The organism is Streptomyces sp. NPDC023723 (assembly GCF_040639815.1).
In the GTDB taxonomy this organism is placed as follows: Bacteria; Actinomycetota; Actinomycetes; order Streptomycetales; family Streptomycetaceae; genus Streptomyces.
Genome location: NZ_JBFAAP010000011.1, coordinates 80,050 through 101,065, shown reverse-complemented (window position 1 = coordinate 101,065; position 21,016 = coordinate 80,050). Strand labels below are relative to the sequence as shown.

Here is a 21,016-nt window from a genome sequence, read left to right as displayed (position 1 = left end):
CTGTCAGTCGTCGGCCAAGTGGACATCGAACAGTTCCTCGGGGTCCGGCAGAACCGAAATGTCTTCCGGATCGAGGAGCCAGTCCTTGTCCTCGCAGCTGAGCGGTGGAAGTTCCTCCCCCGCGTCCTCGGTGGGGAGGTCGAAGGTACAGCGGGGCTCGATCACCGCGGTCGCGGTCGCCTGCGACTTCACGTCCTCCGTGCCGGGGACGATGGACTCCCCGACGGTGTCCTGGGTCTCAACCTTCACGGTGTAGCTCAGCGGCCCGTCCGGAGCGCAGAACTGCACGCTTGCGTCGTTCTGAGCCGCGAGTTCCTCCGCCCGCCAGCACGACGGCCCGAGCCCGGTCGCGACGCCGTCGAAGATGTCCTGCCACTTGGTCGGATCGAGTACGTTCCCCACCCAGAGGTCCGCGAGCTGGTCCCGGCTGTCCTGAGCCGCCGCGAGTGCCGCCGCGTCAGCCGCGGTCTGCGCTCCGTTCCGATTGGCCGCCGCCTGGCCGACCGCGAGATAGGCGAGCGCCAAAAAGAGCAGGCCTCCCACTACGGTGATGTAGATGGGGAAAGCCTGCCCCGCGTCGTCGTGCCGACGGAGCGGGTTCAGCCGCCGGTGACCTCGGTGATCTTGTCCCTGATCGCGTTGTAGATGGTCTGCCCGATGTCCGTCCCCGTAATGGCCAGCACGATCGCCACCACCACCGCGATGATCCCCAGGTACTCCACCGCCGTCTGTCCCTTGTCGCCCCGGGCGGCGCGGGTCTGTAGGTAAGCGACCGTGGTGTGCAGCCAGTTGCCCATGGTGATCCCCTTCGCGGTGGCCGGTGCCGGTGGCGGCACCGTACGGGTGGCCGGTCCGCGTCGCCGAGGGCCCCAGGGCCCAGAGCCGGGCCCAAATCGCGCGGCTCACCGCGGATCACCCCAGTTGCCCAGCCACTTCGCGGTCGCCTCGGCGCGGCTGGTGCTGTGCAGCTTGGCGAAGATGCGGTTGATGTGGTTCTTCACCGTCTTCTCGCTGATGAAGCAGGCCCCGGCGATCTGCTGATTGGTCATGCCGGACGCGATGAGGTCCATGATCTCCGCCTCCCTGGCACTCAGCCGGAACCCCGCCCTGCCACCTGACGACTGTCCCACATCCGATTGCATTCGCGAAAGGTTTTCCGTGAAACGGGATGAACTCGCCTGCGAGACAGTGCTATACGGAGGACGCGCCACCGCATCACCGTATGCATTCGCACTCCTGAGCTGCCGAAGCACCGCCCCCGCCGCCGTCGGCGAGAAGTGCGTGCGGCCCGCCCCGGTGTCCCGTACCGCCGTGATCAGCTGGTCCGCGGTGAACTCGCCGTGCACCAGGTAGCCCCCCGCGCCCCGGCGCAGCGCCTCCCGTACCGTCTCCGACTCCCCGCTGTACGTCAGCATCATCACCGGCGCGATGCGCACCAGGTAGGGCAGGGCGGCGAGACCGTCGACGCCGGGCATCCGGACGTCCAGGAGGATCACGTCGGGGCGGTGCCGGTCGGCGGCCTCGCAGGCGCCCTGGCCGTCGGCGGCCTCGGCGACCACCGTGATGCCGGGGTGGCCGGTGAGCAGGGCGGTGAGGCCGGCCCGGACGACCGGGTTGTCGTCGGCGACCACCACCCGCAGCGTGGCCGGGGGCGCCGGGACCGGGGGCGGCGGGGACGTCATCATGCTGTCTCCTCAGCAGGTGGGAGGGCGGCCAGGGCCGCCAGCGGCAGGGTCAGCCGGACCCGCGTGCCCCGGCCCCGCTCGCCCGGTCCGACACGGACCCGGGCGCCGATCGCCGCGGCCCGTTCCGCCATGCCGACCAGGCCGAAGTGGCCGGTTCTGCGCAGCCGGTCCAGGGAGGTGCCGTCGGGCAGACCGGTGCCGTCGTCCTCGATGGTGATGACGAGGCGGTCGTCGTGGACGCCCGCCCGGACGTCGACCCGGGTGGGCGTGGCGTGCCGGTGGGCGTTGTCCAGGGCCTCCTCGGCGATGGTCAGGAGGTGGCGGGCGACGGCCGGCGCGACCGGCGGGACGGCGTGGTCGCCGGTGGGGTGGTAGCCGGCCGGGAGTCCGGTGCGGGCGCCGAAGGCGCGGGTGCGGGCGGCGAGTTCGACCAGCACGTCGGTGCCGTGTTCCGGGTCGGACTCGCGGCGCAGGTCGGCGAGGAGTTCCCGGGACTCGGCGGCGGCACGGCGGGCCGAGCGGGCCACCAGGTCGGCCTGGCGGCGGATCAGGTCCGGGTCGGCGCGGCCGGCGGCGGCCGAGGCGGCCAGTCCGTCGGCGGCGAGGGCGACGCCGTGCAGGGTCTTGGCGACGGAGTCGTGCAGTTCGCGGGCGAGCCGGGCGCGTTCGGCGCCGACCGCCTCGGTGGCGGCCAGCCGGGCCTGGACGGCCGTGAGGGCCTGGGTGGCGGTGCCGTAGCGGAGCAGCAGGCCGCGCAGGCTGGAGCCGGCCGCCCCGGCGACCACACAGAGGCCGGGCAGCAGCAGGGACTCCGCGATGCCCGGGGCGAAGTCGGTGGCCGTCGCCTGGGCCAGCAGCAGGATCAGCGACTGGAGCGAGGCGAAGCCGGCGGCGCCGCGCCAGCCGTAGACCAGGCCGGCCAGCAGCGGGGTGCAGACGCTGACGTAGGCGAGGGTGGTGTCCGGGCCGGCCGAGAAGAGGAGCAGGGCGCCGAAGAGGGTGTCGGCGGCCAGCAGGGTGGGGTGGCGCAGCAGCAGGGGGCCGAAGCGCTCCCAGTCGCGGAAGAGGACGTAGGAGCCCATGAAGGTGACGACCACGGCGGCGCCGACCAGCCGGGCGCCGGTGCCGGGGCTGGCGTTGAGCAGGGCGGCGGGGGCGGCCACCGCGATCATCGCCAGCCGGAAGCCGAAGACCTGGCGGCACAGCGCCTGGAGGGCGTTGACCTGGAGGCCGAGGGCGGGGGCCGGTCCGGTGGTCCCCGTCCCCGGGGTGTGGGCGCGGCGGCGCGGCAGCCCGGTCCGCCTCTCCATGAGCATCGTCACCCGCCTCGCCTACTCACCGGTGATGGTGCCGAAGTCGGTGCCGGAGCCCAGGATCAGTCCGGCGCCGAGCAGGATCATCGTGGCCGGGACCATGAACGTGGTGATCATCATGGTGGCCTTGGGGACCGCGCGGGCGGCCTTGCGGCGGGCGTTCTGCGCGTCGGTGCGGCGCATGTCCTTGGCCAGCGAGACGAGGGTGTCGACGATCGGGGCGCCCAGTTCCTCGCCCTGCTGCAACGCGGTGACGAACATGGCGACCTGCTCGGAGTCGTTGCGCCGGCGCAGTTCCGCGAACGCCTGGCGGCGGCTCATGCCGAGGTCCATCTGGCGCAGGGTGATGCGGAGTTCGTCGGCCCAGGGCCCCTCGTAGCGCATCGCCACCCGGTCCAGCGCCTGACGGAAGCCGAGGCCGGCGCTGACCACGACCGCGAGGACGTCCAAGAAGTCCGGCAGGGTGCGCTCGATGACGTCCTTGCGGACCCGGATCGCGGACCAGATGCCGACCTCGGTCCAGAACGCGCCGAAGGCCAGCAGGAGCAGGGCGACCAGGTACTGGCCGCGGAGCAGGAAGACCAGGAAGCCCACGGCGCCCAGCGCGCCGTAGACCGCGCGGCGGGCGGCGTAGCGGTCGATGGTGAGGCCGCCGGGGTTGCCGGCCAGGTCGATGCGGCGGCGGTACCTGGCGACCCGCCCCGGTCCCATCAGCCGCAGCACGGCGGGCGCGTACCGCATGCCCATGCGGTCGATGAGGGAGTCGACGGCGCCGGTGCGGGTGGCGCCGATCTCCAGGGCGAGGGCCAGGTCGCTGGGGAGTTTGGCGTCCGCCCGGTACATGCGGATGCCGGCGAAGACGCCCCAGACGGCCAGGCCCATGAGGGCGGCGAGCAGCAGTGCCATGACGTGACCTCCCTAGACGTCGATGCGGGACAGGCGGCGGATGAGGACGAAGCCGATGGCGTACAGGGTGAAGGCGACCAGCACCGCGATCTGCCCGGCCGGGGAGCCCGTCATGCGTTCCAGGGCGCCGTCCTTCACCCCGTTCATCAGGAACAGCGAGCCGACGCCGAGCGCCGGGACGGCGTACGAGGTCATGTTGACCTGGGAGAGCTGGGTGCGGACCTCGCGCCGGGTCTCCTTGCGCTCCTCCAGGGTCTCGGTGAGGTTGCGCAGGGCGCTGACCACCTGGCCGCCGGCCCGGTTGGACAGCACCAGGGTGGTGACCAGGACGACGAGTTCGCGGGACGGGAGCCGGGCGGCGAGTTCGCCGAGCGCGTCGTCCATCGAGGCGCCCACCGCGAGCTGGTCCGCGACCTTGCCGAGTTCCTCGCCGGCCGGGGCCTCCAGTTCCTCCGCGGCCATGCCGACGGCGGTGCGCAGGGCGAGTCCGGCCTGGGTGGCGTTGGCGAGGATGCGGGCGAGTTCGGGGAGCTGGTTGATGAACCTCTCGATGCGTTTCTGGCGCTGCCAGTTGAGGAACAGGACCGCCGTCCAGACGCCGAGCGCCCCGGCGAGCGGCCCGAAGAAGGGGGCGAGGGCGGCCTGGCCGATCAGCCACAGGCCGGCCACCGCGGCCAGCATGTAGGCGAAGAACTCGCCCGGGGTGACGTCCAGGCCGGTGGCGGACAGCCGCAGTTCGAGGTCCTTGCCGAGCCGGGTGCGGCGCAGCCGGCGGTCCAGGTTCGGGAAGTGCCGGCGGCGGCCGGCGTACGTGGTCTGCCCGGTGGCGGCGAGCCGGTCGACGAGGGCCTGGCGCTGGGCCCGTCCGGCGGCGTAGGAATGCAGGCCGGCGACGGCCAGGACGCAGGTCAGCAGGGTGATGCCGGTGGTGAGCGGGACGAGGGCGGACAGTTCCATCGGGCGGACTCCTACGGGTGCTGCCGGTACTGGCGGGTCTGCTGCCGGGGTTGTTGCCGGGTCTGCTGCCGGCTCTGCTACCGGGTCTCTCGGGTGGCGAGTTGTTCCGCGCTGCGGGCGACCCCGAACGCCTGCGGGACGGGCTGGCTGGCCATGTGCAGGCGGTCGGCGGTGCGGCGCGGCAGCGGATGGTGCTCGTAGCCGCCGTGGACCCGGCCGTCGGGGGTCATCGGCTGGGCGTGGAACCGGGCGACCGTGGCCAGCCGGTACGGTTCCCCGCCGTGGCTGGCCAGCAGGGCGACCTCGGTGATCCGGCGGGCGCCGTCCGGGAAGCGGGTGAGCTGGACCAGTACGTCCACGGCGCTGTTGATCTGGTCGTGCAGGGCGACGAAGGGCACCTCCACGTCGGACATGGAGGCCAGCGTCTGGAGCCGCATCAGGGCGTCCTCGGCGCTGTTGGCGTGCACGGTGGCCAGCGAGCCGTCGTGGCCGGTCGACATCGCCTGGAGCATGTCCAGGGACTCGCCGCCGCGCACCTCGCCGACCACGATCCGGTCGGGGCGCATCCGCAGCGAGTTGCGGACCAGGTCCCGGATGGTGATCACGCCCTTGCCCTCGACGTTGGGCGGACGCGACTCCAGGCGGATGACGTGCGACTGCTGGAGCTGGAGTTCGGCGGAGTCCTCGATGGTGATGATGCGCTCGTGCTCCGGGATCAGCCCCGAGAGCGCGTTGAGGAGGGTGGTCTTGCCGGTGCCGGTGGCGCCCGAGACGATGATGTTGAACCGGGCCCGCACCAGCCCCGCCAGCAGGTACAGCATGTGCTCGTCCAGCGAGCCGAGGCCGATCAGCTCCTGGAGGGTGAAGGAGCGCGGGAAGCGCCGGATGGTCAGGGTGGCGCCGGTCAGGGAGAGCGGCGGGATGATCACGTTCACCCGCTCCCCGGACGGCAGCCGGGCGTCGACCATCGGGTTCGACTCGTCGACGCGCCGGTTGACGGTGGAGACGATCCGCTCGATGGTCTGCATCAGCTGGTCGTGCGAGGCGAACCGGACGGGCAGCTGCTCCACCTTCCCGCCGCGCTCCACGAAGATCGCGTCGGGCCCGTTGACCATGATCTCGGTGATGGAGGCGTCCTCGAGCAGCGGTTCCAGGATGCCGAGGCCGAGGGCCTCGTCGACCACCCGCCTGATCAGCTGCGACCGTTCGACGGTCGACAGGACCGGGCCCTCGCGGCTGATGATGTGCCCGAGCACCCGCTCCAGGCGGGCCCGCCGCTCGGCGGCGGCCAGCGAACTCATCTCGGCGAGGTCGATCTCCTCCAGGAGTTTGGACCGGTAGGAGGCGACCAGGTGGCCGTCCTCGCCCCGGCTGCCGGGCTCCTCGGGGGAGTGGATGCGCGCGCGCAGGCTCATGCGTCCGGTGCTCCTAGCTCAGTGGTCCAGCGGCATGGTGGCGGTCCTGGTGGCGGTCCCGAAGTCCCAGCCGGGGACCACGGAGGGGATGTCGACGGTGGCGGTGACGGTGACCTCGTCGCCGCCGCCGGCCGCCGTGCAGCCGACGGACAGCCAGTCGCTGACCGCCCGCGCACAGCCGTCCTGGGCGCCGAGCTCCAGCGACGCGGCCCGCGCCCCGGCCCGGGCCGCCGTACCCGCCTGCTGGGCGGTGTAGGCGACCAGGCCGAGCTGTACGGCGGCCAGCGCGACCAGCACCAGGATCGGCAGGAAGCCGAGGTACTCGATGGCGACCTGGCCCCGGTCGCCGCGCTCGCGTCGGTACGGCATCTCAGTCCGTCTCCTCCTCGACCGCGCCCGCGTGGCCGCGGACCGTGAAGGGCAGCCCGAAGGCGCCCGGGAAGAGGACCGGGACCCGCAGTTCGACGGTCGACGTGACATATCCGCCCCCGGTCGCGCAGTTGGCGCTGCCGCTCCACGCGTCCGGCAGCTTGTCCAGGCCGGCCGCCTGGCAGGCACCCTGCCGCTCCCCCGGCGCGGCCGCGGTGCCCGCCCGTACCGCCTCGTCGGCGGCATTCCCCGCGAGCGTGTACGTGTAACCCACCAGCACGAGCTGCCACAGCACCACCAGCGTCACCAGGATCACCGGGGTCATGCCGAGGAACTCGATGGTGACCTGGCCCCGGTCGCCTTTTGAGACCCGCGCCAGACGTTTCATCCGGCACCGCCCCTGCGCCGCCGCAGCGTCACCGCGCCCCGGTCGCCGCGGAACCGGCCGCTCTTCTGCACGGCGGTGCCGGGCGCCTTGACCAGGCCGAGTTCGGCGGCGAGGCCCCACAGGGCCTGCCGGACGGTGCCCCGGCCGTCGAGTTCGTGCAGCCGGCCGGCGTCCACCGCGGCCTGGAGTTCCTTGAAGTGCGCGGGGACCGTGGTGGCGGCGACCGCGGTGCCGGTGATGCGGCCGATCAGCGGCGGCTGGATCTCCGTGCCCCGGGTGTGCCGGTTGACCACCACGGTGGTCTCCTCGGCCTTGCGGATCTGCAGCCGGTCCCACATCCGCACCGCGCGCTTGGCGCCCCGGACGGCGACCACGTCCGGGGTGGTGACCAGCAGCGCGGTGTCGGCCATCTCGACGGCGGCCGCGCCGGCCCCGCCGAGCTGGGCGCCGCAGTCGATGACGACGACGTCGTAGCGGGAGCGCAGGGCGCCGACGATCTGCCGGGCGGCCCGGTCGGTGACGTCCTCGCCGCGTTCGCCCTCGGCGGGGGCGAGCAGCAGGGCGAGGCCGCTGTCGTGCCGGAAGACGGCGTCGGCCAGCACCCGCGGCGAGATGTCGGTGATGGCGGCGAGGTCCACCACCGAGCGGCGGAACTGCACGTCCAGGTAGGAGGCGATGTCGCCGGTCTGGAGGTCGAGGTCGAGCAGGGCGGTGGCGCGGCCGGACGCCTGCGCGGCGAGGGCGAGCTGCACGGCGGTGACGGTGGTGCCGACGCCGCCCTTGGCGCCGCTGACGGTGACGACGGTGCCGCCCGCGCCGGTGAAGACGTCGCCGCCGCTGCCGAGGTGGCGGCGGACGCCGACCGCCCACTGGGCGACGACGTGAACGCGGCCGGCCAGTTCCTCGTAGTTGAGGGGGAGGGCGATCAGGCCGCGGGCGCCGTAGTCCATGGCCGCCTGGAACAGGCCGGGACTCGCGTCGGAGCTGACCAGGATGACGCCGACGGCGGGGAAGCGCAGGGCGACCTCGCGGATCAGTTCCAGGGCCGGGACCGGGCCGATCCGCTCGTGGACGACGACGACCTCGGGGAGTTCCTCGACCGACTCGGCGGCGAGCCGGGCGAGGGTGTCGATGAGCTGGGTGGAGTCGGTGACGGGCGCCACCGGCTCGGCGTCGGGGAGCTGGCTGAGCAGGGTGGTGAGGGACCGGACCGCGTCCGCGTCGCCGACCGCCGGGAGAATCCTGGTGACCATCCGGGCCTCTCACTTGTCCTTCGCGAGTTCGTACGTCCGGTCCTGTTCGGGAACGGTGGGGTCGCCGCCGGGGGCGACCAGCGCGAGCCGGACCCGCTGGGCGAACGACTCCGCGTAGGTGATGCGCTGGGCGTCGAGGGTGGACAGCGCGAAGGTGATGGGGACGGCCTCGGAGGCGTCCCGGCTGGTGCTGTTCTCGTCGGGTTCCAGCGAGGTGAGCTTGCCGACGTCCAGGACTCTGGCGTTGGTCACGATGATCTTCGACTGGTCGGGGTCGCCCTCCCGGGCGCCCTCGAAGGTGGCGTAGACGTTGACCTTGGACCCGGGGGTGATCTTGCCGGCCACCCCGGTGGCCGCGTCGATCATGATGGCCACCTCCTGCTGGCCGGGCTGGAGGGCGGGCTGGTCGACGATCATGTCGCTCTGGAGCAGCGAGCCGCTTTTGAGCGTGGTCACGGCGATCTTGCCGCGGATGGCGGCGAGGTCGGTGACGGCGTTGTCGGACAGCCACCGCTCGGGCATCTCGATCTTCTCGAACTGGCCGGCGCTGAGGGTGGTGTAGGGCGCGATGTCGTCCTTGAGCCGGTACGCGGTGACCTCGGGGCCGACCTTGGACCGCACGTCGGTGATGACGGACAGGACGCCGGCGAAGGCGCCGAAGGCGCACAGGACCGACAGGATGAGCAGGATCACGCCGCGGCGCTGACGGGAGTTCATGGGCCGTACAACCTCACCGGTGCTGTCGGTCGGGCGGGGGCGGGGGGCTCGGGGCGCGGGCCGGGCACGCGGTCACCCGCCGGGACCGGCGGGCAGCGCGCCGCGCGGGGGGCTGTCCGGGACGGGGGTGGCGGGTCCGGTCGCGGAGCCGTCCGGCGGGCTGCCGTACTGGGCGCCGTACCGGCCGCCGGTGGTGCGGCTCGCGTGCCGGCCGTACTGGATTCCGTACGGGCTCGCGTACGAGGTCCCGTTCGGGGCTCCGGCGGGGCTGCCGCCGGAGCCCCGGCCGGGGCGCTCGGCGCCGGCGCCGGCCGGGAGGCTTCTGCGGTCGTCGTGCGGCAGGGCGCCGCGGCCGGCCCGGTGCCGGGCCTCGGTGGGCGGCGGACCGGCGGAGCAGAACACGCACCGGTCGCCGATGACGTCGATGCCGCACCAGTGACAGACGCTCTGCCGGACCGAGGTGACCAGTTGGTAGAGGACGGAGAGGTCGGGCAGGAAGGCGCAGAACTCGGTCACCCGCCCCGTCCCCCACCAGGCCGGGGACTCGGCGGGCAGCGGCATCTCGCGCAGGCCCAGCACGTTCCAGGCGGGGGCGAGGGTGTCGGTGACCCAGTCGGCGGGGTGCTGCCCCTTGGCGACCAGCATCCAGGTGCCGAAGTCCGGTCCGCCGAGGGCCGCTTCGGGTCCGACCCTGACGAGTTGCGGCTGCGGATGGGCCAGCACCGCGAACTGGCTGCCCGGCATCCAGGACTTCGCGTGCGCGGTCAGCCCGACCGGCACCCGGTCAAGGCGGGCCACCGAGCCGAGCAGCGCGCCGGCGTGGATGTAGTGGGTGAGCAGCCGGCCCGCCGAGGCGAGCACACCGGGGCTGAGGTCGCAGGAGGCGAGCTGGCGCAACTGCCGGACCAGGACGGCCAGTCCGAGCGGCGGCAGCTCGGGCCGGAACAGGGCGATCCGGTCGCTCTCCAGCAGTGAGCGGACGGTGCGCAGCCGCCGTTCCACCCCCGCCGGGGCGGCCCCCGAGCAGACGACGATGACATGTCCGTACTGGTCGACCAGACCTTGCAGCTCGGCCAGCACCTGGTCCAGGGGCCGCCGCTCGACGTCCTGGAGGACGGTCGCGGGCATGGTCCGTTCGTCCTGTGGCGGCAGTGCCAGGTCGGCACTGGTCACGGCAATGGCAGTTGGCACGCGCGGCTCCCCGTCTCCCATGCCCGTCGGTGCACCGGTGTCACTCCGGTACACCCTGATGACTTCACTGCGTGACTACCCGAGCACTGTATCCACGCGTCTGTGACCGGAGAACAGCGTTTCTGTAGCTGCGGAACAACTCGCGTCGCACAAGTGGCTCCAAATCGGGACAGGTTGAGCATTTTCAACTTACCTCTTGACAGGTCAATTGGTCTGGACCACCTTGTACTCCCAACGGTGGCCACCGTCCCCCTACTTCCCCCCGGAGGCACCAGTGGACCCCGTACGCAGACGACACATCAGACGGACCGGTGCCTGGGCCGGCGCCGTCACCGCCGCGCTGGCCCTGACGGCCGCGGCCGTGAGCCCGGCGTCCGCCGCCGACGTCAACAACGCGAGCAACCCGGGCTTCGAGTCCGGGCTGAGCGGCTGGACCTGTTCGGCGGGCAGCGGTACGACGGTGACCTCGCCGGTGCACGGCGGCTCCGCCGCGCTGAAGGCGACGCCGGGCGGCCAGGACAACGCCCGCTGTACGCAGACCGTGGCGGTGGTCCCCAACTCGACGTACCAGCTGGGCGCCTGGGTCCAGGGCGGGTACGCCTACCTGGGCGTGACGGGCACGGGCACGACGGACGTGTCGACCTGGACGCCGGACTCGTCCGCCTGGAAGCAGCTGTCGACGACCTTCACGACGGGCCCCTCGACGACCTCGGTGACGGTGTACACCCACGGCTGGTACGGCCAGCCCGCCTACTACGCCGACGACATCTCGGTGCTGGGTCCGGACGGGGGCGGCGGCGGTGACCCGGAGATCTCGGTCCCGGCGGTCCCGGCCGCCCCGGCCGTCGCCGGCACCACCGCCTCCTCGGTGTCGCTGTCCTGGAACGCGGTGCCGGGCGCCACCGGATACAACGTCTACCGCGACGGTACGAAGGTGTCGGCGGTGACCGGCACGTCGGCGACGGTGACCGGCCTGTCGGCCGCGACGTCGTACTCCTTCCAGGTCACGGCGGTCAACGCGGCCGGTGAGTCGGCGAAGTCGGCGGCGGTGACCGGGAAGACGGCGGCGGCGGGCGACGGCGGCGGCGGCACCGACCTGCCCGCGCACGCCGTGACCGGCTACTGGCAGAACTTCAACAACGGCGCGACGGTCCAGAAGATCTCGGACGTCCCGGCCGCGTACGACATCATCGCCGTCGCCTTCGCGGACGCCACGACGACGCCGGGCGCGGTGACGTTCAACCTGGACTCGGCGGGGCTGAACGGCTACACCGCCGACCAGTTCAAGGCGGACATCAAGGCCAAGCAGGCGGCCGGCAAGAAGGTCATCATCTCGGTCGGCGGCGAGACGGGCACGGTGTCGGTCGCGGACGCGGCCTCCGCCACGAACTTCGCGAACTCGGTCTATTCGCTGATGCAGACGTACGGCTTCGACGGCGTCGACATCGACCTGGAGAACGGCCTCAACCCGACGTACATGACCCAGGCCCTGCGCGCGCTGTCCGCGAAGGCGGGGTCCGACCTGATCCTCACGATGGCGCCGCAGACCATCGACATGCAGTCCACGTCGGGGTCGTACTTCCAGACGGCGCTGAACGTGAAGGACATCCTCACGGTCGTCAACATGCAGTACTACAACAGCGGTTCGATGCTGGGCTGCGACGGCAAGGTCTACAGCCAGGGTTCGGTGGACTTCCTGACCGCGCTGGCCTGCATCCAGCTGGAAGGCGGCCTGGCCCCGTCCCAGGTGGGCATCGGCACCCCGGCCTCGACCCGGGCGGCGGGCAGCGGCTATGTGGCGCCTGCCGTGGTCAACAACGCGCTGGACTGCCTGACCAAGCTGACGAACTGCGGTTCGTTCAAGCCGTCGAAGGCGTATCCGGCGCTGCGGGGCGCGATGACCTGGTCGACCAACTGGGACGCCACGGCGGGCAACGCGTGGGTGAACGCGGTGGGACCGCACGTGCACGGGCTCTGATCTGCTCGCAAGGCCCGACGGCACCGGTCTCCCCCCGGGAACCGGTGCCGTCCACGCGCGACCGGGCGACTTCACTCCCCCTCGGGACCATCACAGATCCACCCGTCGGTGGTGCGCGTGGGGCTGGGCGGTGTTCTTGCGGGCTGTCGGACCCGGAGTGGAGACCCAGATTCGGTGAGACATGAGGTAGCCGACCATAGAGCGCCGAGACCGTGGCCGGAGGCTCAGGAACCAGTCACGTTGGTGGGCGCGGTCCAGCCGGTAGCTCGGATCCACTCGGCCAGGTCCAGGGTGGCCGGCTCGATCGAGCGCACCACCGCGAGGTCCGAAGGGTCCGCCGCCTGCGCGAACTGGCGGAACATCGCCTTGTCGAGGTCGTTGGGAAGCACGCTCAACGGGAGGGCCTCGTACCGTGCCGGGAGCCCGGCGCGCGCGCCGAACGCCGCGGCGATCCGGGGGCCCGTCAGCTCGTCGCCGACGAGCTCGACGGCTCCGCCGGGCGCCTCCGCGGTGTCGAGCAGGAGCGCGGCGGCGACCCGGCCGATGTCCCTGACCGAGATCATCTTCAGCGCGACGTCCTCCGGCAGCGGCAGCCTCAGCACGATTTCCCCATGCTCCAGGCTCGGTGCCATCACGCTCGCGAAGTTCTCCATGAAGGCGGTCGCGCGAACCATCGTGGCTCTCAGGCCGGACTTCCTCAGGTGCTCCTCGATCCAGTGCTTCGAGTCGTGGTGCGGCACACCCGAAACCCGGTCCGCCCCGAAGACCGAGTTGAACACGACGTGCGGGACGCCCGCCTCGACCGCCGCGTCGACGAGCGCGGTACCGATGCGGATCTCCGCCTCGACCTCTTCGAGGCTGTTCGCCTCCGGGGTCATGAAGTAGAACCCCTCGACCGTCGCCAGCGCGGCGGCCAGCGACGCCGGGTCGTCGGCCCGGATGGCCGCCGGCTCGACGCCGCGGGCGGCCAGCGCCCGAGCCCGGTCGGACTGCGGGTCGCGGACCAAAGCCCGCACCCGCGCCTTGTGGTCCAGCAGCGCGTCGACCACCGCCCCGCCCTGTTGCCCCGTCGCGCCGAAGACCGCGATCGTGCCGGTCGTCCGTGTGCTCATCGCTGCCACCCTTCACTAGTTCATGCCGTGAACAAAACTAGTTCACGGCATGAACCTCGTCAAGGTGCGGGCGGGTGCAGCGGGACCTCACGGTGTGATCGGTTTGTTCGAGGTGGGCGAAGAGAGGTCCGAGGTGTCCACAATGGCGGTGGCCACGCGCTCGAAGTCGCGCTGGTCGCCGGCGTCCAGGTTCCTCGCGATCTCGGGCAGGCGCTTGGCGATCTCGGCGTAAATGGCCTCGGCGAGCACCTTCCCCGTGGGCGTCACACTGAGCATGACGACCCGTCGGTCCTGCGCCGAGCTTGCCCGGCCGACCAACTCGCGCCGCGCGGTGCGATCGACCAGCTGGCTCAACGCGTTCTTGGTCATACCCAACGACGCGGCGAGGTCAGCCATCTGCCGCGGCTCGTTCCTGACTGCGCAGAGCAGCGTGGCCTGCGCGGGGGTCAGGTCGAACTCGGCGCAGATCTGCGCGTACTTGCGTTGAATCACAACCGAGAGCCAGAAGAGCTTGTCGCCATAGTCCACGCCAGCCTCCCAGGTCCGACAACGAACGATCAGCCTACTCGTCGCGGGCCGGCAGACCACGCCAACCTCGACGGCACCCCGATCGCGACCGCCGTGCTGCCTCCGCGCACCAGGCTGGAAATCGAACTGAAGCGGTCGTCCCTGGTCCGGGAGTCAGCCGACCGGCGGCAGGCCGGAGGCCGATGCGTCAGCGAGCTGGTTCGCCAGGGCGCAGAGGGCGTCGGTGGACGGGTTCTCGTCGCCCCGGACCGCTACGTCCAGGGTCTCGGCCAGCGGGCGGTCCGGGCCGTCGGAGTACGTCCGTTGCACTACCCGGACCTGGCACATGTTCTCGTCGTCAGCCTCGGGCTGGACGAACGCGCGGCGGCCCTGGACGCTGGTGGGCGTGCCGTCGCCGGCCGTGGGCGACTGGCCCCGGTCGAAGCGCAGGTCGACCTGGAGGTGGCCGGTGGGGCTCCACCACGTGCACGACCAGTTGCCGAACCCCGCGTCCGGGTCGGCGGCGTCGACCCCCGGCACCGCTTCCAGCGCCGCGCCGTTCAGCAGCGCGCAAGCGTCGGTACGGAACAGGGAGTCGTCCGGGAACGTCTCCGGACGCGCGGGCAATCCCCCGTTCTCCAGACCCTTCCTGAGCGCGGTCAGCGCGTGCCCGGTGGCGGCGTCGGCGATCTCGCACAGGGGTGCCGTCGTGCTGCCGCCGGTCTTCGCCAGGACCGTCACGGTGATGTCGTCGCCGTCGGGCAGCAGTTCCCGCACGCACCGGTCGCTCTCCGCCGGCTGCTTCACGACCGTGATCCCATCCCGTTTCTCCACCCCCCGCGTGGGCGGCTCCTGCCCCTTGTCGAAGCCCACCATGACGTCGATCTCGTCGCCGTCCTCGCCTTCCACCAGAACGTCGCAGCGTTCGAAGCCGCCGTACGCCGCGTCCTGCCCGGCCCGTCCGAACCGGCCGAGCCCGGCGGGGTCGGTCAGCGCGCACGGGTCGGCGTCGTGGTAGTCGACCGCGCGGGAGACAGCGCGCAGGTCGCGTGGGATGCCGTCGGCCACCCCGTTCCCCGGCGTCAGGTGAGCCGAGGAGGTGGCCGTGACGGCGATGGCGGCGGTGGCGGCGACCCGGCGCAGGCGCCGCTTCCACCCAGGTGGCGGCAGGGCCGGGGCGTCGCCCGGCACCGGGCGGTCCTTGCCCCGGTTGCGTACGAGGGCGATCTCGTGGCCGACCCCGGTCGCCAGGTCCCTGGGTTCCGGCAGGCCCCTCGCGTTCAGGGCCCGCCGTACGTGGACGAAGAGGTCGCGCATGGGCAGCGGGTCGGGTGCGCCCGGGACGCCCCGGCCGATGGCGCGGATCAGCGCGCCGGTGAAGGCCGGGTACATCTCCCCGCGCGGCGCGAAGGACGCCTCCTGCGCCGCGCAGGATGTCATCAGGTAGGAGCGGTCGACTCCTACGCCGTCCACGAAGTCCTCGGCGCCGCCCATGCGTTCGTCGACCGCCGCGCCGGAGTAGCAGCAGTCGAGGATCACCACCTGGTTCTCCGCCCTGCGCTCCTCCAGCAGGACGCGCCGCAGGTCGCCGTATTTCACCGCGCCGTAGAGCGCGCCGGGGTGCGCCGTGGGCAGCATGAGGCGCAGGTCGGTGCCGCCGATCAGGTGGCCGTGGCCCGCGAAGTAGACGAGCAGTGTGTCGGTGGCGGCCCGCGCGGCCGCGCACACCGCCTTCAGCACCTCGTCCGACGTGGCCGGGTTCGGCAGTTCCACGCAGTGCTTCTCGGACAGCCCCCAGACGGTGGGGTCCGTCAGCAGTTCCGCCAGTCTTCGCACGCCGGGGGCGACCGACGGCAGCGAGTGCAGAAGAGGCTGCTCGTACTCGTTCACGCCGATGAGGACCGCGCGGGATCTGGCCGGGTCCGGCTGGGGCACTACGCGGGCTCCAGGTCGTTGGTGCGGAGGGCGGGCTCCTGTGCCGCCGCGCGGCCGAGGAGTTCGGCGATCCGGCGGACCGTCGCCTCGTCGCACTCGCCCTCCACCGTGACCGACGCGCCGTTCGCGGTGAAGGTCACAGCGGGGGTCGGCGGCGCGGCGGGCCGGGTGCCGCGCCACGCCGCGTAGGAGAGGGCCAGGTCGAGCGCGGCGATGCCCTGACCGACCAGCAGGTTCACCACGTCGAACGTCCCCATGACCGTGTCGTCCGGCCGCGAGGACCCCAGGCTCACCTCCGCGTGCCGCCGCACCCTGGGGTCTCGGCACAGCCAGCGGTGGAAGTCGGCCGCCGCGGGCCCGCCGCCCTGTCCCATCCAGATCTCGATACGCATGCTTCTCCTGTCGTCGCCGCTCGGGACACCACACCGTAGGTATGGCCGGCCCGGCGCCTCAGGCGACCAGCGGGTGATCACTCGAACGGGCTAAGCGAGACACCCGCCACCATCCACCTCTTGACCTGTCCATGACATGCCGTCACCATGAGCGCCACACCCGCATCACACCCGCACCACCCCGCATCACACTCGCACTACGCGCGTCGCACTGAAACACCCCCCAGCTCCACTCCCTCCTTCCGGAGATCCCGGAAGTCACGGAGAAACCAGGAGAATTCATGCGACTTCACAGAAGGGGCACGAGGCACACCACTGTCCTCGCCGCCCTGCTCGCGCTCGCGCTCGGCGCACCGCTCACCGCCTCGGTCACCGACGCCACGGCGACCGGCGCGCAGGTCCGGCAGGACTCGCCGGACGACATCCGGCAGTACGAGATCCACCAGCACAGCACCCCCGTGACCCGCACCGCGATCCAGGCGTCCGGCGTCACCGTGGACGAGGCCGACGAGGAGACCGTCGTGGTCTCCGGGCGGGACGACCAGATCAGGAAGCTCCGCGCGCAGGGCTACCAGGTCACCGCGCTGGGCGCCGCGCCCGACCGGTCCGCCGGTTCCGGCGACGTACGGCTGCTCGACTTCCCCTCGGCCGACTCGCGCTACCACAACTACGCCGAGATGAACGCGGAGATCGACCAGCGGCTCGCCGCCTACCCCGGCATCATGAGCGAGCGCGTGATCGGCAAGTCCTACCAGGGCCGGGACATCACGGCGATCAAGGTCAGCGACAACGTGGCGGCCGACGAGAACGAGCCCGAGGTGCTGTTCACCTTCCACCAGCACGCCCGCGAGCACCTCACCGTCGAGATGGCGCTGTACCTGCTGCGCGAGCTGGGCGCGGGGTACGGGTCCGACTCCCGGGTCACGAACATGGTGAACAACCGGGAGATCTGGATCGTGCCGGACCTCAACCCGGACGGCGGCGAGTACGACATCGCCACCGGGTCGTACCGGTCGTGGCGCAAGAACCGGCAGCCCAACAGCGGGTCCTCGTACGTCGGCACCGATCTGAACCGCAACTGGGCCTACCAGTTCGGCTGCTGCGGCGGCTCGTCCGGCTCACCGTCGTCGGAGACTTACCGCGGCCCGGCCGGCGAGTCGGCCCCCGAGGTGAAGGTCGTCGCCGACTTCGTCCGCTCCCGAGTGGTCGGCGGTCAGCAGCAGATCACCGCCGGGATCGACTTCCACACCTACAGCGAACTGGTGCTGTGGCCGTTCGGCTACACCTACTCCGACACCGCGACCGGCATGACCGCGGACGACCGCAACGCCTTCGCCACGGTCGGCGGCAAGCTGGCCGCCAGCAACGGGTACACCGCCGAGCAGTCCAGCGACCTGTACATCACGGACGGCTCGATCGACGACTGGCTGTGGGGCAGCCAGAAGATCTTCGGGTACACCTTCGAGATGTACCCGACCTCCAGCGGCGCGGGCGGCTTCTACCCGCCCGACGAGGTCATCGAGCGGGAGACGTCCCGCAACCGCGACGCCGTACTGCAACTCCTGGAGAACGCCGACTGCATGTACCGGTCGATCGGCAAGGAGGCGCAGTACTGCTGACCGGCCCGGCTAGCCGGTGGCGGCGTTCACCGAGGCGATGATCTTCGCACCCCATTCCTTGGTGACGCTGCCCTCGCCGTTGCCGCCGCCCATGAGGCCGCCGCCGAACTTGCTGCCGCGTTCGGCGAGCGCCTTCATCTTGGTCTTGGCACTCATCGTGGCCTTCTCCTCGTGCGACAGGAGGCCGAAGACATGCGTGTTGCTGCTGCGCGAGACGAACGAGTACTTGTGCGCGGCCGGCCCGCCGCCCTTGATCACTGTGAAGCCGATGGTCAGACCCGCGGACTGGATGTCGTCCGCCTCCATGTCCTCGACGACGTGCTGGTACTTCTTCTTGTCCTGGATGCGGCTGGCCAGCTTGCCGTGGCTGGAGAGGGCGCCCCGCCCGGCGTGGGTGGTGTAGGTGGAGTACCTGTTCTGGTACACCCGCGAGTTGGCCAGCATCTCCGGCGGGTTGTCCTCGTTCTCCGGCTCGAACTCCGCGACGCCGTCGCTCAGGTACGCGCCGGTGCTCTGGGTGGGGAAGAGAATGATCTTGGGTTCGATCGGTGCGCCGTTGTCGTCGACGCCTCCGAAACGCACCAGGCCGGTGAACGCCTGTCCGGGCCGGGCCTGGGCGAAGCTCTCCAGGCTGCCCCCGTGCACCTTGACGCTGCCGCCGGGTACGGCCGGCCAGTGCGGCAGCCGGTTGCCGTCGGGGGTGTCGGGTATGTAGGCGTCCGAGTCCTTGTAGCCGGGCCGCTCGCTGGCGCTGCGTTCGGCCAGGTCCGGCGGCTCCACGTAGGCAGTGCCGTTCACCTGCTCGTAGCGGGCCTTGATCTGCTCCACCATGTCCAGCCGGTTCACGCCGTAGTACGCGCGCAGTACCTGGGTGACCAGCAGCTTGTTCTTCAGCGGCAGCTTGCCGTCGGGCACGATCGACCGGACCTTGGTGTGCTCGCTCGGCAGCTCGAACAGCGTGTCGGCGCTGGGCGCCTTCGGCGCCGCGGCCCTGATGGCCATCGGCGGCGGGGCCGGTGCCGGGGGCGGCGGCGGTCCCGGCGCGCGCTGGACGCTCAGCCCGTGGCCGTCCCCGTGCAGGGCGCGGCCGACGGCCTGGTTGCCGGCCGCGCGTTGCAGCCGCAGGAGGTCCGACGCGCCGGAGGAGACCGGCGGCGTGGGCGGCCGGACGGTCGCGTGTCGCGCTCGGTCCGCCGCACCGGCCCGTTCGAGACGCTCCTGAGCATGCATCAGTGGTCCTCCCGGTGAGTCATGGAAGGCACTCTACGAAACAGCCGCCGCGTCGACCAACTGTTCCCCCCTGTCCCCGCCCTTAAAAGAACTCCGACCACGGCTGGTCCCAGATCTGCTTGACGCACAGCACCAGGAAGAGCAGCCCGGCCACCGCCAGCATGCCGTTGCTCAGGTGGCCGTTGCGCCACTCGCGCGGGGTGCGGGCGGAATTGAGCAGCCAGATCAGGGTCAGGGCGAGGAACGGCATGAACGCCGCGCCCAGCACGCCGTAGACGATGACCAGCCGGAAGGGCTGGCCCTGGAAGAGCAGGGCGATGGGCGGGAAGGTCAGCCACAGCAGGTAGCCGCGGAACGGCCAGGAGCGTTCGCGTTCGCCGGAGGCGACCTTCGCGCCGGTCGCCGCCCGGGTCCCGGCCCGCAGCCGCGCCACGAAGTCCGCGAACATCAGGCTGACCCCGTGCCAGACGCCGATCAGCGAGGTGAAGGAGGTGGCGAAGAAGCCGATCAGGAAGAACTTCGCCGTCGCGGTGCCGTACTCGTCCGCCAGGATGTCGCTGAGCTGGACCAGGCCCTGGTCGCCGCTCGCGATCGCGATGTGCGCCGCGTGCAGCATCTCGGCGCCGACGAACAGCATGGCGACGACGAACACGCCGGTGGTGGCGTACGCGACCCGGTTGTCCAGCCGCATGACCTTCATCCAGCCGGTGTCGGTCCAGCCCTTGGCGTTGACCCAGTAGCCGTAGGCGGCCAGCGTGATGGTGCCGCCGACGCCGCCGATCAGGCCGAGGGTGTTGAGGACGGAGTCCTTCTCGTCGGGCAGGACGGGCAGCAGACCGGCGAAGGCGTCGCCGAGGTTCGGGGTGACCCGGACCGCCAGGTACACCGTCACCACGAACATGACGCCGACCAGCACCGTCATGACCTTCTCGAAGACCGCGTACTTGTTGAACCAGACGAAGACCAGGCCGACCACGCCGCAGGCCACGCCCCACCACTTCAGGTCCATCACGTCGGGGAAGAGCGCCTGGAGCGGCAGCGCGCTGGAGGACATCGCCGCCGCCCCGTAGACGAAGCCCCAGACGACCACGTAGACCGCGAAGAACCAGGTGGTCCAGGGGCCGAGGCCGGCCCAGCCGTCGAACAGGGTGCGGCCGGTGGCCAGGTGCCAGCGGCCCGCCGCCTCGGCCAGGGAGATCTTCACCAGGCAGCCGATGACCGCCGCCCACAGCAGGGTGTAGCCGAAGTTGGCGCCCGCGATCAGCGTGGCGACCAGGTCGCCGGCGCCGACCCCGGTCGCCGCGACGACGATGCCGGGGCCGATGTGGCGCCAACTGGAGGTGCGGGGAGTACCGGTGTCACTGAGGTTGCCCGTGGTGTCCGCCATGCAGGTCAAGAAAGCTCACGGCGGACGGCCGGGCAAGAGGGCGTGCGGGAACCTTCACGCCTCCTGCTCGGCGGGTTCCTCCGCCGCGGGCTCGTCGCCGTCCTCGAAGTACGCGTCCAGCACCGCGTCCAGCGCGCTCTCCCACTCGGCGAAGCGGCTGCGGGCGGCCGCCTCGATCTCCAGGAAGTACCAGCGCCGGTCCGGCGTGTGCACGGTCACCGTGAACCGCTTGCCGAAGCGCGGCGTCTCCGTCTCGACCGCGCCGATCTCGTCCCAGCGGAACTCGCACTCCTGGTCGTCCAGACTCAGGCGTACGCCCCTGTGGTCGGCGACGATCCGGGCGCGGCGGTCGGCCGCCTCGAAGACCGGGCCGTCGGCGGACGGCTCGGCCGCGGCCTCCTCGCCGGCCTGCTCGGGCTCGGGCTCCTCCCGTGCGGCGTCCGCCGGTTCGGCGTCCGCCGCTTCGGGGTCCGCCGACGCCGCGTCCGCCGGCTTCACGTCCGCCGGTTCGCCGGACCCGGGCGCGGTGAGCCCGGGGATGAAGGCCGGGTCGAACCCGGCGCCTTCCAGGGGCTGGCTGCTCGATCCAATGCGCTGCTCCACAGCGGGCAGTATGGTCGACAAACCTGTGCCGCACACAGCCGCCCCCGGCATCGTTACAC

The 21,016-nt window shown here is 71.7% G+C and carries 20 protein-coding genes and 1 pseudogene; 2 read left to right on the top strand and 19 right to left on the bottom strand.

The window, feature by feature from the left end:
• Positions 1-3: 3 nt before the first annotated feature.
• The 12 genes and pseudogenes from AB0G32_RS15485 to AB0G32_RS15430 all read right to left on the bottom strand — a co-directional run.
• Positions 4-603 carry a pilus assembly protein TadG-related protein gene (locus AB0G32_RS15485; protein ID WP_361162895.1) on the bottom strand — a complete coding sequence of 200 codons (600 nt, stop codon included), beginning with the start codon at positions 601-603 and terminating at the stop codon, positions 4-6.
• Positions 600-797, bottom strand: a complete 198-nt coding sequence (locus tag AB0G32_RS15480; RefSeq protein WP_361162729.1) for a hypothetical protein — start codon at positions 795-797, stop codon at positions 600-602. Before AB0G32_RS15480 ends, AB0G32_RS15485 begins: the two co-directional genes overlap by 4 nt.
• A gap of 105 nt (positions 798-902) precedes the next feature.
• A complete protein-coding gene (locus AB0G32_RS15475) occupies positions 903-1,682 on the bottom strand; it encodes a response regulator transcription factor (RefSeq protein WP_361162893.1) in 780 nt (259 codons plus the stop codon).
• Positions 1,682-2,995 carry an ATP-binding protein gene (locus AB0G32_RS15470; RefSeq protein ID WP_361162727.1) on the bottom strand — a complete coding sequence of 438 codons (1,314 nt, stop codon included), beginning with the start codon at positions 2,993-2,995 and terminating at the stop codon, positions 1,682-1,684. Before AB0G32_RS15470 ends, AB0G32_RS15475 begins: the two co-directional genes overlap by 1 nt.
• Before the next feature lie 21 nt (positions 2,996-3,016).
• A complete protein-coding gene (locus AB0G32_RS15465) occupies positions 3,017-3,904 on the bottom strand; it encodes a DUF5936 domain-containing protein (RefSeq protein ID WP_361162725.1) in 888 nt (295 codons plus the stop codon).
• Positions 3,905-3,916: 12 nt separating this feature from the next.
• A complete protein-coding gene (locus AB0G32_RS15460; protein ID WP_361162723.1) occupies positions 3,917-4,861 on the bottom strand; it encodes a type II secretion system F family protein in 945 nt (314 codons plus the stop codon).
• 77 nt (positions 4,862-4,938) lie between these two features.
• Positions 4,939-6,276, bottom strand: a complete 1,338-nt coding sequence (locus tag AB0G32_RS15455) for a CpaF family protein (protein WP_361162721.1) — start codon at positions 6,274-6,276, stop codon at positions 4,939-4,941.
• A gap of 18 nt (positions 6,277-6,294) precedes the next feature.
• Positions 6,295-6,645 carry a TadE/TadG family type IV pilus assembly protein gene (locus AB0G32_RS15450; protein ID WP_361162719.1) on the bottom strand — a complete coding sequence of 117 codons (351 nt, stop codon included), beginning with the start codon at positions 6,643-6,645 and terminating at the stop codon, positions 6,295-6,297.
• Between the two features lies 1 nt (position 6,646).
• On the bottom strand, positions 6,647-7,033 hold the full coding sequence (locus AB0G32_RS15445; RefSeq protein WP_361162716.1) for a TadE/TadG family type IV pilus assembly protein: 387 nt from the start codon (positions 7,031-7,033) through the stop codon (positions 6,647-6,649).
• The gene (locus AB0G32_RS15440) at positions 7,030-8,286 is read right to left on the bottom strand and encodes an AAA family ATPase (protein WP_361162714.1); all 1,257 of its coding nucleotides are present in this window, start codon (positions 8,284-8,286) and stop codon (positions 7,030-7,032) included. The genes AB0G32_RS15445 and AB0G32_RS15440 overlap by 4 nt, the downstream gene beginning before the upstream one ends.
• A 9-nt stretch (positions 8,287-8,295) precedes the next feature.
• The gene (gene cpaB / locus AB0G32_RS15435; RefSeq protein ID WP_361162712.1) at positions 8,296-9,003 is read right to left on the bottom strand and encodes a Flp pilus assembly protein CpaB; all 708 of its coding nucleotides are present in this window, start codon (positions 9,001-9,003) and stop codon (positions 8,296-8,298) included.
• A gap of 378 nt (positions 9,004-9,381) precedes the next feature.
• Positions 9,382-10,215: pseudogene (locus AB0G32_RS15430) on the bottom strand (hypothetical protein); the annotation flags it as partial.
• A 253-nt stretch (positions 10,216-10,468) separates the two neighbouring features.
• Between AB0G32_RS15430 and AB0G32_RS15425 the strand changes: the two are divergent.
• Positions 10,469-12,172 carry a glycoside hydrolase family 18 protein gene (locus AB0G32_RS15425; RefSeq protein WP_361162710.1) on the top strand — a complete coding sequence of 568 codons (1,704 nt, stop codon included), beginning with the start codon at positions 10,469-10,471 and terminating at the stop codon, positions 12,170-12,172.
• Positions 12,173-12,396: 224 nt separating this feature from the next.
• On the opposite strand, the gene AB0G32_RS15420 is transcribed toward AB0G32_RS15425, so the two are convergent.
• The 4 genes from AB0G32_RS15420 to AB0G32_RS15405 form a co-directional block, all read right to left on the bottom strand.
• Complete coding sequence (locus AB0G32_RS15420) at positions 12,397-13,284, bottom strand: NmrA/HSCARG family protein (protein ID WP_361162708.1); 888 nt, start codon at positions 13,282-13,284, stop codon at positions 12,397-12,399.
• Positions 13,285-13,371: 87 nt separating this feature from the next.
• On the bottom strand, positions 13,372-13,812 hold the full coding sequence (locus tag AB0G32_RS15415; RefSeq protein WP_361162706.1) for a MarR family transcriptional regulator: 441 nt from the start codon (positions 13,810-13,812) through the stop codon (positions 13,372-13,374).
• A gap of 153 nt (positions 13,813-13,965) precedes the next feature.
• The gene (locus tag AB0G32_RS15410) at positions 13,966-15,726 is read right to left on the bottom strand and encodes a caspase family protein (protein WP_361162704.1); all 1,761 of its coding nucleotides are present in this window, start codon (positions 15,724-15,726) and stop codon (positions 13,966-13,968) included.
• Positions 15,726-16,118, bottom strand: a complete 393-nt coding sequence (locus AB0G32_RS15405) for a hypothetical protein (protein ID WP_361162702.1) — start codon at positions 16,116-16,118, stop codon at positions 15,726-15,728. The genes AB0G32_RS15410 and AB0G32_RS15405 overlap by 1 nt, the downstream gene beginning before the upstream one ends.
• Positions 16,119-16,399: 281 nt before the next feature.
• Between AB0G32_RS15405 and AB0G32_RS15400 the strand changes: the two genes are divergently transcribed.
• On the top strand, positions 16,400-17,737 hold the full coding sequence (locus tag AB0G32_RS15400; RefSeq protein ID WP_361162700.1) for a M14 family metallopeptidase: 1,338 nt from the start codon (positions 16,400-16,402) through the stop codon (positions 17,735-17,737).
• A gap of 9 nt (positions 17,738-17,746) precedes the next feature.
• Here the strand turns inward: AB0G32_RS15400 and AB0G32_RS15395 are convergent, their stop codons facing one another.
• The 3 genes from AB0G32_RS15395 to AB0G32_RS15385 form a co-directional block, all read right to left on the bottom strand.
• Positions 17,747-18,967, bottom strand: coding sequence for a hypothetical protein (locus tag AB0G32_RS15395; protein WP_361162698.1), 1,221 nt, complete (start codon positions 18,965-18,967; stop codon positions 17,747-17,749).
• An 82-nt stretch (positions 18,968-19,049) separates the two neighbouring features.
• Positions 19,050-20,354, bottom strand: a complete 1,305-nt coding sequence (locus AB0G32_RS15390) for an Nramp family divalent metal transporter (protein ID WP_361162696.1) — start codon at positions 20,352-20,354, stop codon at positions 19,050-19,052.
• A 54-nt stretch (positions 20,355-20,408) separates the two neighbouring features.
• Positions 20,409-20,957, bottom strand: a complete 549-nt coding sequence (locus AB0G32_RS15385; RefSeq protein WP_361162694.1) for a hypothetical protein — start codon at positions 20,955-20,957, stop codon at positions 20,409-20,411.
• Between the last annotated feature and the right edge of the window lie 59 nt (positions 20,958-21,016).